20 protein-coding genes are annotated in these 17,166 nt (G+C 65.5%); 4 read left to right on the top strand and 16 right to left on the bottom strand.

Annotation, left to right across the window (positions count from 1 at the left end; genetic code table 11):
* Positions 1-4 precede the first annotated feature (4 nt).
* From mreD to L5876_RS01085, 15 genes are all read right to left on the bottom strand, one after another.
* Positions 5-517, bottom strand: coding sequence for a rod shape-determining protein MreD (gene mreD, locus L5876_RS01155; RefSeq protein ID WP_236954258.1), 513 nt, complete (start codon positions 515-517; stop codon positions 5-7).
* Positions 514-1,473: a rod shape-determining protein MreC gene (gene mreC, locus L5876_RS01150; RefSeq protein WP_236954257.1), complete on the bottom strand. Its 960-nt coding sequence runs from the start codon at positions 1,471-1,473 to the stop codon at positions 514-516. Before mreC ends, mreD begins: the two co-directional genes overlap by 4 nt.
* A 32-nt stretch (positions 1,474-1,505) precedes the next feature.
* Positions 1,506-2,546 carry a rod shape-determining protein gene (locus L5876_RS01145; protein WP_236954256.1) on the bottom strand — a complete coding sequence of 347 codons (1,041 nt, stop codon included), beginning with the start codon at positions 2,544-2,546 and terminating at the stop codon, positions 1,506-1,508.
* A gap of 111 nt (positions 2,547-2,657) precedes the next feature.
* Entirely contained in the window at positions 2,658-3,371 is a 714-nt protein-coding gene (locus L5876_RS01140) for a TVP38/TMEM64 family protein (protein ID WP_236954255.1), read from the bottom strand.
* A 44-nt stretch (positions 3,372-3,415) separates the two neighbouring features.
* A complete protein-coding gene (locus tag L5876_RS01135; protein WP_236954254.1) occupies positions 3,416-3,910 on the bottom strand; it encodes a hypothetical protein in 495 nt (164 codons plus the stop codon).
* 83 nt (positions 3,911-3,993) lie between these two features.
* Complete coding sequence (gene ilvC / locus L5876_RS01130; protein WP_236954253.1) at positions 3,994-4,971, bottom strand: ketol-acid reductoisomerase; 978 nt, start codon at positions 4,969-4,971, stop codon at positions 3,994-3,996.
* Positions 4,968-5,441, bottom strand: coding sequence for a hypothetical protein (locus tag L5876_RS01125; protein WP_236954252.1), 474 nt, complete (start codon positions 5,439-5,441; stop codon positions 4,968-4,970). Before L5876_RS01125 ends, ilvC begins: the two co-directional genes overlap by 4 nt.
* On the bottom strand, positions 5,438-6,367 hold the full coding sequence (miaA, locus tag L5876_RS01120; RefSeq protein WP_236954251.1) for a tRNA (adenosine(37)-N6)-dimethylallyltransferase MiaA: 930 nt from the start codon (positions 6,365-6,367) through the stop codon (positions 5,438-5,440). Before miaA ends, L5876_RS01125 begins: the two co-directional genes overlap by 4 nt.
* On the bottom strand, positions 6,364-7,749 hold the full coding sequence (locus L5876_RS01115) for a Do family serine endopeptidase (protein ID WP_236954250.1): 1,386 nt from the start codon (positions 7,747-7,749) through the stop codon (positions 6,364-6,366). Before L5876_RS01115 ends, miaA begins: the two co-directional genes overlap by 4 nt.
* 111 nt (positions 7,750-7,860) lie before the next feature.
* Positions 7,861-8,046: a DUF2065 domain-containing protein gene (locus tag L5876_RS01110; protein WP_236954249.1), complete on the bottom strand. Its 186-nt coding sequence runs from the start codon at positions 8,044-8,046 to the stop codon at positions 7,861-7,863.
* A gap of 1 nt (position 8,047) precedes the next feature.
* Complete coding sequence (gene hflC, locus L5876_RS01105; RefSeq protein ID WP_236954248.1) at positions 8,048-8,935, bottom strand: protease modulator HflC; 888 nt, start codon at positions 8,933-8,935, stop codon at positions 8,048-8,050.
* Entirely contained in the window at positions 8,932-10,110 is a 1,179-nt protein-coding gene (hflK, locus tag L5876_RS01100) for an FtsH protease activity modulator HflK (RefSeq protein ID WP_236954247.1), read from the bottom strand. The genes hflC and hflK overlap by 4 nt, the downstream gene beginning before the upstream one ends.
* A 100-nt stretch (positions 10,111-10,210) precedes the next feature.
* Entirely contained in the window at positions 10,211-10,726 is a 516-nt protein-coding gene (locus tag L5876_RS01095; RefSeq protein ID WP_236954246.1) for a dihydrofolate reductase, read from the bottom strand.
* Positions 10,711-11,157 (bottom strand): hypothetical protein, encoded by a 447-nt coding sequence (locus tag L5876_RS01090; RefSeq protein WP_236954245.1) that lies wholly within the window; start codon positions 11,155-11,157, stop codon positions 10,711-10,713. Before L5876_RS01090 ends, L5876_RS01095 begins: the two co-directional genes overlap by 16 nt.
* Positions 11,154-12,008 (bottom strand): thymidylate synthase, encoded by an 855-nt coding sequence (locus L5876_RS01085; RefSeq protein ID WP_236954244.1) that lies wholly within the window; start codon positions 12,006-12,008, stop codon positions 11,154-11,156. The genes L5876_RS01090 and L5876_RS01085 overlap by 4 nt, the downstream gene beginning before the upstream one ends.
* A 224-nt stretch (positions 12,009-12,232) precedes the next feature.
* On the opposite strand from L5876_RS01085, the gene L5876_RS01080 reads away from it, so the two are divergent.
* The 3 genes from L5876_RS01080 to L5876_RS01070 all read left to right on the top strand — a co-directional run bounded on the left by L5876_RS01080 (position 12,233) and on the right by L5876_RS01070 (position 15,372).
* A complete protein-coding gene (locus L5876_RS01080; RefSeq protein ID WP_236954243.1) occupies positions 12,233-12,676 on the top strand; it encodes a helix-turn-helix domain-containing protein in 444 nt (147 codons plus the stop codon).
* A 134-nt stretch (positions 12,677-12,810) separates the two neighbouring features.
* The gene (locus L5876_RS01075; RefSeq protein ID WP_236954242.1) at positions 12,811-13,182 is read left to right on the top strand and encodes a VOC family protein; all 372 of its coding nucleotides are present in this window, start codon (positions 12,811-12,813) and stop codon (positions 13,180-13,182) included.
* Between the two features lie 96 nt (positions 13,183-13,278).
* Positions 13,279-15,372, top strand: a complete 2,094-nt coding sequence (locus L5876_RS01070; RefSeq protein ID WP_236954241.1) for an amidohydrolase family protein — start codon at positions 13,279-13,281, stop codon at positions 15,370-15,372.
* A gap of 77 nt (positions 15,373-15,449) precedes the next feature.
* Here L5876_RS01070 and L5876_RS01065 read toward each other — a convergent pair whose 3' ends face one another.
* On the bottom strand, positions 15,450-16,127 hold the full coding sequence (locus L5876_RS01065; protein ID WP_236954240.1) for an aquaporin: 678 nt from the start codon (positions 16,125-16,127) through the stop codon (positions 15,450-15,452).
* Positions 16,128-16,288: 161 nt separating this feature from the next.
* Between L5876_RS01065 and L5876_RS01060 the strand changes: the two genes are divergently transcribed.
* Positions 16,289-17,161 (top strand): DUF3667 domain-containing protein, encoded by an 873-nt coding sequence (locus L5876_RS01060; RefSeq protein WP_236954239.1) that lies wholly within the window; start codon positions 16,289-16,291, stop codon positions 17,159-17,161.
* Positions 17,162-17,166: the final 5 nt, after the last annotated feature.

Below are 17,166 nucleotides of genomic sequence, written 5' to 3'. Positions count from 1 at the left end.
GGGACTAGCCGAACGCCCCCCGCGACGACCGCTTGCGCACGGAGATGAGCGCGATCAGCGGGAACATGAGAATGGAGGCCGCGGCCTCGATGGCCATCGGCTGGATCGGAGCGGGACTGCTGTTCGCCAGGCTTCCCGCAATCCAGGCGAAGACAACGGCAATCGCAATGGTGGCAACGAAACGGAACCAGAGCGGGCCCATGTCGCGCGTCGTCGCATCCTCCTTGCGTACCCGCATGATGGTGAGCGAGAGCAGGTAGGCGAAGGCCCAGATGCCCATCGGTCCGCCGGTCAGCAGATCCTGCAGCAGGCCGACGATGAAGATCACGATCGGTGGAATGAAATAGGGCCGGATCGTCGACCAGATGAAGAGCGTGATCAGTGGCAGAAGCGGCATCAGATCGGTCGAGCGCGTCAGGCGCGCCGGGGTCGCATAGACCAGCAGCGCCAGCAGCAGCGTGACGGCGCACCATATCGCAAGCCCGTAGGGCGGACGGCGTTCGATCGGGGCCCTCATTCGCCGTCCTCCGCGATGGCGATCGTGCCGGTGTCGTCGGTGGCTGCGGCGGGTTCGGCGTTCACGCCAACCGGCTCCGCGTCCGGCGCTTCAGGCAAGGAGGCCGGTGCTTCTTCCGGGGTCGGGAGGCGGTCATAGGGCAGCACCCAGACAAAATCGACCGGCGCATTGTCGGAAAAAAGGCGAACGCGCCAGCGGCCGTTGCGATCGAGCGCCGCCGTGCCGACCGGCAGGCCGCGCGGCAGGATGCCGTCATCGCCGGACGTGACGATACGGTCGCCCTCCTGCAGGTCCGCGTCGCGGCCGAGATAGTCGAGCCGCGGGAAATTCGTGTTGTCGCCGGTCAGCACCGCGCGGGCGTTGGAGCGGTCGGCCATCACCGGCACGCGGCTGTTCAGGTCGGTGAGCAGCAGCACGCGGGAGGAGCGCTGGCCGACTTCGACGACATGGCCCACGAGACCGTAGACATTCAGCACCGGGTCACCCTCACCCACGCCGCGGACGGCACCCGCGCCGACAAGCCGGGACCGCACGAAGGGTCCGGTCGGGTCGGCGAGCACCCAGGCCCCGATGCGTTCCTGTTCGCTGGCCGGCGTGAGGTTCAGCGCTTCACGGTAGATGTCGCGCTCGTCGCGCAGCCGCAGGGCCAGGTCGCGCCAGTAGCGCGTCTCCGTGAGCTGCTCCTGAAGTTCGGCATTTTCCACGGCAAGCTCATGCTGGCGCTGCCAGTAAGGGCCGATATTGCCGATGCCGCGCAGCGGACGCGCGGTCAGATCAAGCAAGGGCGCAGCCGTGTCGCTGACGGCGGAGCGGAAGGCAATGAAGGCGCCCGGACGCGCATCGGGACGATCGAAGGCGATCAGCAATGCCGCGATGATGAACAGCGTCAGGGTCAGCGTGCGCGAAAAGCGTACGCCGTCATCCTGCTCCCGCCGTCCAGGCCGTCGTAGCGCCAAGGGGTAGGTCTCCCGCCTCGCGGCGCGTCAACTCACACCGCTTCTGACAATATGGGCCGCCAAAGCTTAAGGTTTTCAACCGCCTTGCCGCAGCCGAGCACCACGCAATACAGCGGTTCATCGGCAATCGACACCGGCAGGCCGGTCCGTTCGCGCAGTTCGGAATCGAGGTTGCGCAGCAGCGCGCCGCCACCGGTCAGGACGATGCCTTTGTCGACGATGTCGGCAGCCAGCTCCGGCGGCGTCGCCTCGAGGGCGTGCTTGACCGCCTCGACGATCTGCTCGACGGGTTCGGACAGCGCGTCGGCGATCATGGCTTCGGTGACCGTGATCTCGCGAGGCACGCCATTCATCAGGTCACGGCCCTTGATCTCCAGCGTCAGGCCCTCGCCCTTGGTCGGCGGCATGGCGCTGCCGATTTCCTTCTTGATGCGCTCGGCGCTGGTTTCGCCGATCAGAAGGTTCGCAGACCGGCGGATATAGTTGATAATGGCTTCGTCCATCTTGTCGCCGCCGACGCGGACCGAGCGTGAATAGACGATGCCCGACAGCGACATGACGGCGACTTCGGTGGTGCCCCCGCCAATGTCGACGATCATCGAGCCGGTCGGCTCGTCGATCGGCAGGCCGGCGCCCACGGCAGCGGCCATCGGTTCGTCGATCAGATAGACGCGGCGCGCGCCGGCTTCCTGCGCGGATTCGTGAATTGCGCGGCGCTCGACGGCGGTGGCACCGGACGGCACGCAGATCACGACCTGCGGCGACACGAAGGACTGGCGATTATGCACTTTGCGGATGAAGTGCTTGATCATTTCCGACGCGACGTCGAAGTCGGCGATCACGCCGTCACGCATCGGGCGGATGGCTTCGACATTTCCCGGCGTCTTGCCGAGCATCATCTTGGCTTCCGCGCCCACGGCCTGAACCTGCTTGCGGCCCTTGTCGATCTTGAAGGCGACAACGGAGGGCTCGTTCAGAACGATGCCGCGGCCCTTCACGAAGACCAGCGTGTTGGCCGTTCCGAGGTCGATGGCGATATCAGCTGAGAGAAGACCGAACAGGCTGGAGAACATGGGCTTCGCGCACAATCCTGGCGCCTATGGGGAGAGCGCCGTTGCGTTAGACAGAGTAGTCCTTGTGCGATGGCGCGCCCGCGATTGCAAGCGCGGCTTTGCAGCCACGCGTCAAGTGTTTTCATCCTCGACGGGTGGTGTGGGCAGACGGCGGCGTGCGGCGAGCATCATTCCGACCCAGACCGCAATCAGCGCGGCGACCACGCCGATGAGCAAAAGCCCCTGCCCGGTGACCAGCGCGATGACGCTCTGACCGGTCAGCCCGACGACCAGGATTTTCGGCGTGATGCCGATCGCCGTACCAATCAGGAACGCCCAGTAAGGCACTTTCGACACGCCGAAGGCCATGTTGACGACGATGAAGGGCCCGGACGGCACGATACGCACCAGCGCACTGGCCCACAGGCCGTTGCGGCCAACGAAGTCCGACGCGCGGTTCATCCAGTCGCCGCCGAACCGGTTCAGCAGGTCCGCTCCGAAAAAGCGTCCGAGCCAGAAATTGATGCTCGCGGAGACAAGGGTCGAAACCCAAGCATAGGCGAAGCCGTAGATCGGGCCGAAGGCCAGCACGGTTGCGGCCATCAGCACGAATTGCGGCGCGCCCACGAAGGACAGGATCACATAGACCAGGATGGTCAGGGGCAGCGCGTACCAGTGGGTTGCGGCCGCTTCGAAAACCGCACCGAGATCGTCCGGTCCGGCATCGAAGAAGACCTTGCCGAACACGAAGACCAGTCCGACCACCACGAGCAGCGCGACGGAAACCATCGCCGCGCGGGCCGCGCGGGCGTCCATGTGAGTGATGAATTGCAGAATGCGGTTCATGCCTGACCTTGCACGCTCCCCGGATCAGGAACGCAACGCAAACCTCATGCCTCGTCGCCATCGTCGCCCGCGGCAATGCGGGCGAGCTTCGCACGCTGGCGCGCCAGAACGGCGAGCTGCTGATCGAGAACCTCGAGAATCTCGCGGGCCTCTCCCTGGTCGATCACACCCGGCGAGCGTTCGGTTTCACTGAGCGAATCCATCAGCGCAGCGATGTTGCGCGCGTGCTTGCGGCTCGCATCGCCGGCCAATGCCAGCCAGTTGTCGTCCTCGGCGGCTTCGAGCGGCATGAAGATGCCGCCAGCCAGAAAGGCGAGATCCTTCGCCGCCGCCGTGGCACCGGTGGCCTCGGTCAGCTTCGCCACACGGGCGTAGGAAATCTCGTTCGTCGAATCGGGGTCGGCGAGCGCGTAGACGCGGGTGCGCGACAATTCGAGCAATTCCATCACGGCGGGTACGCCGCCGGCTTCCTCGAACAATTGCGCGACAACCGCTTTGGCCTCGCCATAGGGGCGAACCTTGACCGGCTTGAATCCCATACCGCTACTATCCCTTGGCTGCTGGAGCACCCCTTCCAAGGCGAGGCATAGCGCAATCGCAGCAAAGTGGCACGGGCTTTATCTCAACCGGCGCCGCCCTTGAGACGCGCGCGCAACTCCCGGCCCGCGATGTCGACCGGCTCGTCCTTGTCTGCCGCGCGCCAGGACTTCATCCGCGGCGCGCCCGCGCGATGCTCGCCATTCCATTCCTCAGCGAAGCGGCCAGAGCGGATATTGTCCATCAGGCGGTCGAAATCCTCTCCCAGCGCGTCGGCGAGATCGGACTCGCACAGGCGCGCCCCGAATTCGGCGGTGTCGGAGATGGCGGCATACATGCCTTCGATACCGCGGTCGTGGATCAGGTCGGCGAGATACTTCATCTCGTGGACGCAATCGATATAGGCCATGCGCGGGCTGACCCCGGCGGCGGTCAGACGCTTGAACGAGGCTTTGGCCAGCGCCACAAGACCGCCGACCAGGACGGCCTGCTCACCGAACAGGTCGGAGACGGCCTCTTCCTCGAACGTGGTTTCGAAGATTCCGACGCGGCCGCAACCGATCGCCTCGAGATAGGCAATGGCGAGGTCCTTCGCAGTGCCGCTCGCATCGCGATGGACGGCCCAGTATCCGATCAGGCCCCTGCCCTTTTCGTATTCGGTCCGGACGGCCCCGCCCGGCCCCTTCGCCGCGGCGAGGATGATGTCGGCATCGGGTGCGGGATCAAGCAGGCCGTAGCGGATCGAATAGCCGTGGCAGAACATCAGCGCCTGACCGTGCGGCCGGTTCGGCGCGATGTCATTCTCCCAGATTTCCGCGTGTGCCTCGTCGGCGGCGAGGATCGAGACGGCATCGGCCCAGGCCGCCACTTCGGCGACCGTGCCGACGGTGAAGCCCTCCGCCTCGGCCTTGGCGCGTGAGGGCGAACCTTCGCGCAGGCCGATGCGGAGGTTTTCAATTCCGGAGTCCCGCAGGTTCAGCGCGTGCGAGCGTCCGTGATTGCCATAGCCGACAATCGCAAGTTTTCGCGGCCTCAGAGGGGCCAGCGGATCGGTTCGGGTCATTCGGTCTCGGCGGGTTGCGGGGCGGGATCGGAGTTTCCGGTATCCAGCACAAACCGCCAGCCTTCATCGGTCAACCGCCAGGCCGAAACATAATCGCCGGTGCCGGCCGGATCAGCGTCCAAATTGCCCTCAGGATAGATTTCCCAGCTGCCATAAGTCACGGCGAACCTTCCGTCCTCCGAGCCATAACCGCCGCGCGGCCACCAATGCAGCACCAGATCGCCGCCATCGGGGTAGCCGCTGAAGATCGCCTCGGGGCCAACAATGTCGTCCGATCCGGGGCGGAGGATGCGGGCATCGTCAGCCGCATAGTGGCTGAAGGCCGCGGCAAGACCGTGCTCACGGGCATAGGCGGCAAATTCCCGGTCGGCCTGCATCGCGCCGTCAATGGCGGATTGGTCGCCCTGCGCGAAGGCCGAAGCCGTCACGGCACAGGCCAGGGCGATGGCGGTAACGGTGGTGCGGATCATGGTGTCTCTCCCTCGAGAAGGGCATCGAACTGCGCCCGCGCCGTGGCCGGATCGAGCGAGTCCATGCGAGGCCAGTCCGCACACCGATTGCGAAACCAGGTGAATTGGCGCTTGGCGTAGCGGCGGCTCTCCCGCTTGGCGTACTCCTCCGCCTCGGCCCGCGTCATCTCACCATTTCGTAAGGCGATCAGCTGGGGTACGCCGAGCGCCTTCATGGCCGGCAGCTCCGGATCGAGGCCGCGTTTCGCCAGAGCCTCGATTTCCTCGATCGCACCGGAGGTCAGCATGTGGTCGAAGCGCGCGTTGATGCGGGCATAGAGCGCCTCGCGGTCCGGTTCGATCACCACGCCGCGCCACCCACCTGCCGTCAGGAGCGGCACGGTATCGCCGTGGAAGGAGGACAGGGGCCGCCCGGTGGCGAGGCCCACCTCGACGATGCGGCGCAGGCGCTGGACGTCATCGCCGAGGACGCGCGACGCACCTTCGGGGTCGTGCCTTTCCGCTTCAGCGCGGAGGGCTGCGGCGCCCTGTACGGCAATTGCGCCGGCAGCCTCCGCCGCTTCGGCGGGAATCTCCGGCACTTCGGCGAGCCCCTCGGTCAGGGCGTTGAAATAGAGACCGGTTCCGCCCGCGACGACCGGCGTGTTTCCGCGAGACCGGATCTCCTCGATCGCCGACATGGCCGCGCGGGCCCACCACCCGACCGAGGCGCGCTCGGATGCATCGAGAACGCCGAAGAGGTGATGGGGAATACCGGCCTGGTCGGCAGCCGAAGGGGCCGCCGACAGGACCGGAATGTCGGCGTAGATCTGCATCGAGTCCGCATTCACCACCTCACCCCCGAGGCGGCGGGCGGCGTGGATCGCGAGCGCGGTCTTGCCCGAAGCGGTCGGGCCGGCGATCAGCCAGACCGGCGCGTGGCTCACGGCCGGACGGATTGCAGGACGAACTGGCCGTTGCGGTTCAGGACGAGCAGGATCTCACCCGAGCCGGACGCGGCATCGACCACATTGCGAATCTCGGTGATCGAGGCGACCGGGCTCCACGCCACCTCCTCGATCACGTCACCGGGACGGACCTTGCCGGCCGCGTCACTTTCGGGATCGACCGCCGTGACCAGCACGCCACTGGCATCTGGGTGCACGCGGTAGCGCCGGCGCGACGCGTCGTCGAGCGGGGCGAGCGTCAGGCCGAGAATGGTCTCCGATGTCTGCTGCGGTGCGGGCGAGGCCCGGCGGGTCGGCGCGGCAGGCGCGCCCGCCTCGACCAGGCGCTCGACGGTCGCGCGCAGTGTCATGTTCTCGCCGCGGCGGCGCAGGGCGATGACGACTTCACGGCCGACATCGGTTTCCGCCACCATGCGCGGCAGCGAACGGCTGTCCGGGACTTCGCGGCCATCAAAGCGCAGGATCAGATCGCCCGTCTCGATTCCGGCTTCGGCGGCGGGTCCGCCGTCCTCGACGCGGGAGATGATCGCGCCGCGGGGCGCGGTCAGACCCAGCGCCGGGGCCATACCGGACGTTACCGGCTGGACCGACACGCCCAGCCAGCCGCGGCGGGTCTCGCCGTATTCCAGCAGCTGGTCGACGATGTGCCGGGCAAGGTTGGACGGGATGGAGAAGCTGATGCCGACACTGGCGCCTGTCGGCGAGTAGATCGCGGTGTTCACCGCAACGACATCGCCATCGAGATTGAACAGCGGACCGCCGGAATTGCCGCGATTGATCGCGACATCGGTCTGGATGTAGTCGTCGTAGCGGCCACCGATCTCCCGCCCGCGCGCGGAGATCACGCCGGCGGTCAGCGAGCCACCGAGGCCGAACGGGTTGCCGATCGCGATCACCCAGTCTCCGACGCGCGCATTGTCCGAATTGCCGAACTCGACATAGGGAAAAGGTTCGCTCGACTGGATGCGCAGGACCGCAAGGTCAGTGGCCGGGTCGCGGCCGATGAAATCTGCCGGAAAGGTCCGGCCATCGGAGAGCGTGACTTCCACCTCGTCGGCCTCGTCGATGACGTGATTATTGGTCACGACAATACCTTCGGGATCGATGATGAAACCCGATCCGAGCGAGTTCGCGATGCGCGGCGCGTCGCCGAACAATTCGTTGAAGCGTTCGAGCGGGGAGCCTTCCGGGAAGTCCGGCAGGCCGGAATCTTCCGCGCCGATGCGCTGCGCCGCCGAGATGTTCACCACCGCCGGGGACAATTCCTCGGCGAGGTCGGCGAAACCCTCCGTCGGGAAACGCTGCGCGGTCGCAGGCGCGGCGACGATCAGGACGGCGAAAATGGCGGACAGAAGACGCATACGCGGACACTCCGATGGGCGTTAACGCTTGTGAACACGTCTATAGGCCGTTTCGCGGCCCGGACCCAAGGCGAAGATTGCACGTGTGACGGAAACGTCAGCGAAATGACATCAGCGCAATAGCGCCACGAGCATGACGCCCAGCCCCAAAGCCGTGACGCCGGCCAGACGGAGTGTCTGATCCGGCGTCACCTGCATCTGCATCATCATGCGTTTCATGAAGCCCGGTGCCAGGGCGTAGGCGAGGCCCTCCAGACAGAGAGCCACGCCGACACCGATGGCAAGCGCCTCGAGCACGCTAGTCGCGGCCCGACTGGCTCCGGAAGTAGTCGAAGAACTCGCTGTCGGGCGGAACCACGATCGGCGTGCCTTCGCGCAGCGCCGTCTCGTAGGACTGCATGGTGCGATAGAAGGCGAAGAATTCCGGATCGCGGCCATAGGCCTCCGCATAGATGGCGTTGCGCAAGGCGTCGCCTTCACCCCGGAGCCGTTCGGCAGCGGCGCGCGCCTCGGCGACGATGATGGTCGACTGGCGGTCCGCATTGGCGCGGATTTCCACGGCAGCCTGTTCACCCTCGGCGCGGATGCGGGCCGCTTCCTGCTGACGTTCCGAACGCATGCGTTCGAAAACGCGTTCGGTGATCTGCTGCGGCAGATCGGCGCGCAGGATGCGGACGTCGATGACCTCGATTCCCAAATCCTGGGTCCGGACCTGGACCTCGACCGCCGTCTGCACCCGGTCCATCAGCTCCGACCGGCGGCCGGAAATCACGTCCGAGGACGGGATCGAGGCGATCACGCCGCGCAGCGAGTCGTCCATGATCGAGAGCAGACGCGCGCGGGCGCCCATCTCGTTGCGGACGGTCTGGTAGAAGCGCAGCGGATCGACGATGCGGTAACGCAGGAAGGCGTCGACGACGAGGCGTTCCTGGTCAGCCGCGAGGATTTCCTCCGGCTCCATGTTGAACTCGATGTTCCGGCGGTCGAAATGCACGACGTCGGAGATGAAGGGCGTCTTGAAATGCAGCCCCTCCTCGCCGCCGCGAGCATTGACCACGGCCACGGGATCACCGAGCTGGATGACGAGCGCGCTCTGGCGCTCGCTCACCGTGTAGACGGACATCGACAGGATGACCGCCGCGGCGACCACGATGATGATGCCGATAATGCTGAGCGTACGGGTCACTGGTTGCCCCCTCCACGCTGACGGCCAAGCTGGTCGAGCGGAAGATAGGGCACCGCACCGCCATCCTGGTCGATAATGATGAGTTCGGACCGGCCGACCACGACTTCCATCGTTTCGAGGAACATGCGGCGGCGGGTGACTTCCGGCGCAGCGGCATATTCCTGATAGACGGCCACGAAGCGCTCGGCCTCACCCTGGGCTTCGGCAACGCGGGAGTCGCGATAGGCTTCCGCCGCCTGGACGAGGCGTGCTGCCTCACCCCGCGCTTCCGGGATGACCCGGTTGGCGTATGCCGTCGCGTTCAGACGCGCGGCCTCGGCATCCTGCGCCGCGGCATCGACGTCGCGGAAGGCGTCGATCACGGCCTCGGGCGGCTGGGCGCTCTGCAGGTTGACCTGCAGAATCTGAATGCCTGCGTCGTATTCATCGAGGGTCGACTGCATCAGCTCGCGCGCCCGCTGAGACACTTCGGCGCGGGCAGTCGTGATGATCAGTTGAAGATCGCTGGTGCCAACGACTTCACGCATCGCGCTCTCGCCGACGGCACGGACGGTGCCCCGCTGGTCACGCACGTTGAAGACGAAGTTGCGGATACCTTCGGGGTTCGAAAGATCAACGCGCCACTGAACGGTGAAATCGATATCGACGATGTTCTCGTCGCGGGTGAGCATCTCGCTCTCGCCGCGCGTGGTGCCGATTTCCTCGGTGAAGACCTCGGTGACCTGCGCCAGTTCAACCGTCTCGACCGGCCAGGGCAGTTTGAAGTGCAGGCCCGGCTCGGTGGTGCGGACGAAATTGCCGAAGCGCAGGACCACGCCAGCCTCTTCCGGCTCCACCGTGTAAACCGAACGGCCCGGCCAGATGATGATGGCGAAACCGACAATGCCTGCGACAATGAGCGTTCCGGCGAGACCGCCGCCCTTGCCGCCGCCGCCGCCGCCGGAGCCGCCGCCCGAACGGCGGCCCTTGCCGCCGCCGAACATGCGGGCGATCGAGGCCTGCATGCGTTCGACGAGTTCATCGAGATCGGGCGGCTGCTGATTGTTGCCGCCCCCTCCATTGCCCTGGCCGCCAGGCCGGCCCCAGGGATTGTTGTTGCGGTTGCCGCCGCCGCCGGAGCCACTGCCCCAGGGACCGCCGCTGCCGCCACCGCCTGAATTGTCATTCCATGGCATGCGGGTGAATTCCCTCCCAAGGATCAAAAAATTATCCTGCCGGATATGTTGGTCTTGGGCGTAGCGGTTCAAGCGGGACGGGGCAAGGGTCGCGTCCCCCCTAACGGCGCTCCAGCACACGAATGGTGTAGGCGTGGTCATCGCCCTCACCCGCCTCGCGGTGTTCGGCGCTGATCTCGCGCCAGACGGCCGGGTCGGGATCGGGGAAATATGCATCACCGTCCGGTTCGGCCGCGACTTCAGTCAGATAGAGACGATCAGCGACCGGGAGGGTCTCGTTATAGATCTGCGCGCCGCCGATGACGCAGACTTCCGCCACCCCGTCCGCCTTCGCCTGCGCGCGGGCACGATCCAGCGCCGTTGCGAGCGAGGCGAAAACTTCTGCGCCGTCTGCGGCATAGCCCGGCTGGCGTGTGACCACGATATTGAGCCGGCCCGGCAAGGGCTTGCGCGGCAGGCTGTCCCAAGTCTTGCGGCCCATCACGACCGGCTTGCCCATCGTGGTCGCCTTGAAGAAGGCCATGTCGGACTTCAGCCGCCAGGGCAGATCCCTGTCGCGGCCGATCACGCCGTTGCGGGCGCGTGCGACAAGGAGGGCGATCACAGGTTCAGCCATACGAAGAGCCGTTCGGCGGCGAACACCACCCAGATGAAGGTCACCGCGATCGGGATGCCGTAAATGAAAACGGCGGGGCCGAATTTGCGGAGGCCTGAGTTCGACCGCGCCTTCACATAGGCCGTATAGCCGGGCAATTGGTCGCGCACGAGCATGACGGCGGTCTTCATCTCGTCCTGCTGGCGCCGGTTCACCAGGAACCAGAACAGGCTCATCACCGCGCCGATGATGATCGTGGCGAGCACGGCCGCGGGATTGAGGTTCTCGATCGCGGTCACGGCGAAGACGAGCAGCATGGCGTGGGCGATCAGGAAATAGCCGGAGCGCTCGTTGAGGACCCGCTCCTCGTGCAGGGCGAGTTCCCAGAGCCGGTCGAGTTCATGCTGGGAGAGCGGCGGCGGCGCGTCTTCCTCCGCGTCTTCGGCGCTCACACCGCGACCGGCGCGCGGATCGCCGGATGCGGATCATAGCCTTCGAGCGTGAGGTCCTCGTATTCGAAGCCGAAAAGGTCGGTGCGCTCGGGGTTCAGATTGAGGCGCGGCAAGGCGCGCGGGGTGCGCGACAGCTGTTCGCGGACCTGGTCCATGTGGTTGGTATAGATGTGCGCATCGCCGAAAGTGTGGACGAAATCACCCGGCTCCAGCCCGGTCACCTGCGCGACCATGCAGGTCAGCAGCGCATAGGAGGCGATGTTGAAGGGCACGCCGAGGAACATGTCCGCCGAGCGCTGATAGAGCTGACAGGACAGCCGGCCCTTCGAGACGTTGAACTGGTAGAGAGTGTGGCAGGGCGGCAGCGCCATGTTCGGCACGTCCGCCGGATTCCAGCCCGACACGATCAGGCGGCGCGAGGACGGGTTGGTGCGGATCTGGTCGAGAATGCCGGAGAGCTGGTCGATCTCGGTGCCGTCCGGCCCCTGCCAACGGCGCCACTGCTTGCCATAGACCGGGCCCAGATCGCCGGACTCGTCGGCCCATTCATCCCAGATCGTCACGCCGCGCTCCTGCAGCCAGCGGACATTGGTCTCGCCGCGCAGGAACCAGAGGAGTTCGATGGCGATCGACTTGAAGTGGACCTTCTTGGTGGTCAGGAGGGGGAAGCCCTCCGACAGATCGCAGCGCATCTGGCGGCCGAAGACCGACAGCGTACCGACGCCGGTTCGGTCGTCCTGACGTTCGCCGTTTTCGAGGATGTCCTCAAGGAGTTCGAGATAGGCCGTTTCGATCTGCGATACCGGCTGGTTCCGGTTCCAGCTTTCCGCGATCAGTGCTGCGTCGGCCATGGCGCTCTCCCTTCCGTTCGCATCCTGACCGATTCGTTTGCGCGATGCTTTAACGCGGCGCGGACAATCCACAGGTGATTGTAGCAAAGCCCCGCCGCCACAGGTGCTGGCGGTTTCGTGGCGGGGTGCTGGCGTGTCACTGGCGTACCCGCGGCGTGGCCGGACGCCGTCGTTTTTGGCCTTTGGACCGGGTCTGACTACAACCCAAGCCCAAGGAGACAAAGATGGCTTTCAAGACGGACGCGAAAAAGATCAAACGCTGGCGCGAAGAGCGGCACTGGTCACAGGAACATCTCGCCGAACTGGCCGGCGTGGGCATCCGCACCGTGCAGCGGATCGAGACTGGCGAACCGGCTTCGAAAGACACGCTCATGGCGCTGGCCGCAGCCTTCAATGTCGACGCGATGGCGCTGTGCATCGACCCGGAAGAGGAAGCCACGGCCCGCGTGCGGACCAAGAACGAGAAGATGCGCTCCGGCATTCTCCTCTCCTTCCTCATCCACCTCGTCAGCTATGTGCTGGGCATGATCATCTTCACGGCGATCAGCGTCGGCATGGGGGCGTTCGTGATGAAATGGGCGATGATCTGGTGGACGGTCGGCCTGACCGGGCACGCCGTGCCGGTGGTGCTGATCTTCCTGGTCACACGGTTCCAGGAACAGGAATAGTGACGTCCTCATGACGGAGCACTGATGCGCCGGCATGGGGCGCGAGCGGAAATCACGCCGAGTTGATCGGTTTTCGCTTGCGCCCCGCCCGGTTTCGGATAGCTTCCCAAAATCAGAACATTTGGGGAACATCAATGCTTGGATATGTGACGGTCGGCACCAACGACCTTGAGCGCTCTGCGGAATTCTATGACAAGATCTGCGCCGAATTCGGCGTCGGCCGGATGATGGAATTCGACACCTTCATCGCCTGGGGCAAGCCCGGCGGCGGCTGCGGCATCGCCGCGACGAAACCCTTCGACGGCCAGGCCGCAACGGTCGGCAATGGCGTCATGGCGGCCTTCCAGGCCGACTCGAAGGAGCAGGTCGACAAGGTCTACAATCTTGCGATCAGCCTCGGTGCCAAGGATGAAGGCGCAGCCGGACCGCGCGGCGACAGCGGCTTCTATGCCGGCTATTTCCGCGACCCGGACGGTAACAAGCTGAACGTCTTCACGATGGGCTGATCATGCCGATCCCCCTGCTGCCGTTCGCGAAGGCGGACTCCTGCCCGAAACGGTGCTAGGAGGGTCGCGAGGCGTTCGGCAGCGAGGGGAAGTGACATGCATCGGTCCGCAGCGAGTGTTTTGGCGGGTTTACTGGTCCTGGGTCTGGCGGCGTGCGGCCAGCAGCCTGCCTCCAATACCGACACCGAAGTGGCTGAAGCGCCCCCGCCGGCTGTAGAAGCCTCGGCGCCCGAGGCCAGCCAGTTCACGGTATTGGTCGGCGGCGTCGAGATCGGCGGCATGACCGTCACGCACACCGATGACGGCTATACGGTCGATTACGAATACCGGAACAATGGCCGCGGCCCGACGCTGGCCGAAGATATCGGTCTCGACGAAGCCGGCCTGCCGTCTCGCTGGACGATCGAAGGCGCGACAACGTTCGGAAACCCGGTCGATGAGAGCTTCGAGCTGATCGACAGCGAAGCCAGCTGGACCGACTCCACCGGCAGCAATCAGGTCATCCCGGCGGAACCCGCCTTCTACGTGCCGAACGACACCAGCCCCTATTGGCTGGCGATCGCGGCACGCGCCCTGATGGACGCCGAAAACGCGACGCTGCCCGCCCTGCCCGGCGGCAGTCTGAACCTGACCGAGATCGACCGGGTCACGGTTTCGAACGGCGAGACCAGCCGCGATGCCGTCGTCTATGCACTGTCCGGCATCAGCCTCAATCCGACCTATTTCCTGATGGATGACCGCGCCTTCGTGGCGCTGATCACGCCGGGCTTCTCGGTGATCGAAGCGGGATATGAGGGCGAAGACGAACGCCTGCGCGGCCTGGCCGCGCAATATGGCGCCAGCCGTTTTGCCGACATCACCGCCCGCGTCGCGCACACGTATGACGGTCCGGTCCGGATCCGGAATGTCCGCGTGTTCAACCCGGCGACCGAAGCGCTCGGCGCGCCGGTTTCCGTCGTGTTCGAGGGCAATCGCATCACGGCGATCGAAGCGGCGGACGCCGCCCCTGCCCCTGGCGAAACCGTGATCGACGGCGATGGCGGTTCGCTGATCCCGGGCTTCACCGACATGCACGCCCATCTGGGCGAACAGGGCGCTATCCTCAATATCGCGGCGGGCGTCACCAGCGTCCGCGACATGGGCAATAATGACGAGGTGTTGTCGGCCCTTATCGGGCGGATCGAGTCCGGCGAAATCGCCGGACCGCGCGTGACACGCAGCGGCTTCATCGAGGGCCGGAGCCCGTTCAGCTCCAACAATGGCAGCCTCGTCGAGACCGAGGAGCAGGCCGTCGCCGCCGTCGCAGCCTATGCCGAGACCGGCGAGTATTTCCAGATCAAGATCTACAACAGCATGAACCCGGCCTTTGTGCCGGCGATGATCGAGGCGGCGCATGCCGCCGGCCTTCGCGTTGCCGGTCACGTTCCCGCCTTCACCAATGCCGACGCCATGATCGCGGCGGGCTATGACGAACTGACCCATATCAACCAGATCATGCTGGGCTGGGTGCTGGAACCCGGCGAGGACACGCGGACGCTGCTGCGCCTGACCGCACTGCGCCGCCTGCCCGCGCTCGACCTGCAGAGCGAACCGGTCCAGTCGACGCTGGACGCGATGGCTGAACGCGGTGTCGCGCACGATCCGACGCTCGCCATCCACGAAGCCCTTTTGCTGTCGCGCAATGGCGAGTTGTCGCCCGGCACGGTCGACTATATTGACCACATGCCGGTCGATCAGCAGCGCAGCGCCCGCAGCGCCTGGGCCGATATCGCCACGCCGGAGGATGACGCGAATTATCGCGGGGCCTTCGATCAGATCATCGAGACCGCGCGGATGATGCACGAGCGCGGCATCTTCCTCGTTCCCGGCACCGACATGGGCGGGTCCTTCACCTATCACCGCGAACTCGAGCTCTATCAGCTTGTCGGCATGACGCCGGGCGAAATTCTCGCCTGGGCCGGTCAGGGCATGGCCGATTATCTCGGCCATGGCGACGAGCTGGGTTCGATCGAGCCCGGCAAGCTGGCCGACTTCTTCCTGGTGCCGGGCGACCCGACCGCGGACCTGCGCGAGATCAAGACGATCGCGATGGTGGTGGCCGACGGCCGCGTCTATTTCCCGACGGAAATCTATCCCGAATTCGGCATCACGCCCTTCACCGGCGTGCCGGAGATGACGACGGCGCAGTAGCGCGGAACGCGCTGCGGCCACAAAGGATCGGGGCGGCCGCGACGCGGCCGCCCCGCAATGTCTGGCGTCAGCGAACGTCAGTCCTGGCCAAGCAATTTCGCCCGGAACAGGATGCCCGCGAGTGCGGCGCCCGCCAACGGCGCGGCAATGAACAGCCAAAGCTGTGCGATCGCAGTACCGCCTGCGAACAGGGCCGGTCCGATCGAGCGCGCCGGATTGACCGACACGCCGGTCACCTGGATGCCGACGATGTGGATCACGACGAGCGTCAGGCCGATGGCGAGCCCGGCAAAGGCGCTGTTCCCGCCCCCGGTCACGCCGAGGATCACCAGGACGAAGAGGCAGGTCATCACGAATTCGAAGACCAGAGCCGCGACCAGCGTGTATTCGCCGAGATAGCCGGCGCCCCAGCCATTCTGTCCCAGGCCGTCGGACGCGAGCGAATAGCCGTCGGTGCCGCTGGCGATTAACAGAAGCAGGCCGGCACCCGCGATCGCGCCAGCGATCTGCGCCGCCCAGTAGACCAGCATCTCGTTCAGCGGCATGCGGCCGGCGATGAAGGCGCCGAAGCTGACCGCCGGATTGACATGGCAGCCGGAAACCGGGCCGATGCCATAGGCCATCGCCACGATGGCAAGGCCGAAGGCAAAAGCAATTCCCAGCTGACCGACCTGCTCTCCCGCCAAAACGGCTGCGCCGCAGCCGAACAGGACAAGGGTCAACGTGCCGATAAATTCGGCAAGTGCCTTTTTCATGGATCCCTCCCCAGGATGAATTTGTGTAAAACGTCCGGCGAAATCTGACTCCGGTCGAAAATCTTTCCAATCGAAATCTCGCCGCGTCGCCAGAGCATCGCGATCGCGCTATGACCGGACAGAACGGGCAGCTGGATTTCAGGGGCGGGATGACCACGGCGATGTCAGACAGCTGCGCCAATTGCGGGACGCCGCTCGGCGGTGAATTCTGCGCGCAATGCGGGCAGGCGCGGGCGGATATCAAGCGTCCGGTCTGGTCGCTCGTCACCGATACGATTGACGGCATCGTGTCCTGGGATGGGCGCTTGCTGTCGACCTACCGCCAGCTCTTCACGCGCCCCGGAGGCGTGGCGCGGAACTATATGGACGGCAAGCGGCAAAGTTTCACGCCGCCGGTCCGGCTCTACCTGATCGTCAGCCTGCTCTTTTTCGCCGCGATGACCGTATCTGACATCAGAATCATCGCCGTCGACCTGACAGCGGATGGTCCGACAGACGCTGGCGTTCGCGTGACCATGTTCCAGCCGCCGCGTCAGGAAGCGCCGCCACAGATCCCGCCCGAAGTCCAGGCCGACCTGCTTCGCCAACTCGAGGAAGCCGGCGGGGGCGGGTGGCGCGAAGTCGCCCGGATCGCAATGAACGAGCCGGAAGTCCTCGAGCAACGCTCGTCCGCCGCCGCCAGCCAGGGCTTCATCCTGATGGTGGTGCTGTTCGGGCTGTTCTGCGCGATACTGCATCCGCGCCGCCGGATGATCGAACACGCGGTTCACGCGCTCTACTTCCATGCCGCAATCCTTCTGCCCTTCGCGGCCGGCCTGATCGCGAGCGTGCTGATACCGATGCCGATGGTTGTCGCGTTGACTGTGGCAGCCATATTGCTGCTGGCCTTTGTGACCGGCCTTCTGCTTTTTGATCGTGGATTCTACGGATCGAGCTGGATCGGAGCGGGATTGCGGACGGCCGCCCTTCTGCCGGCCTACGCGTTTGCGGCGATCGTGGTGGGACTCGGCATGATCTTTCTGGGCACGCTGTGACGGCT

The sequence above is a fragment of the Hyphobacterium sp. SN044 genome (genome assembly GCF_021864465.1).
Lineage (GTDB): Bacteria > Pseudomonadota > Alphaproteobacteria > Caulobacterales > Maricaulaceae > Hyphobacterium.
Note: the sequence above shows the minus strand (reverse complement) of the source record. Positions and strands in the feature narration are given on the sequence as shown.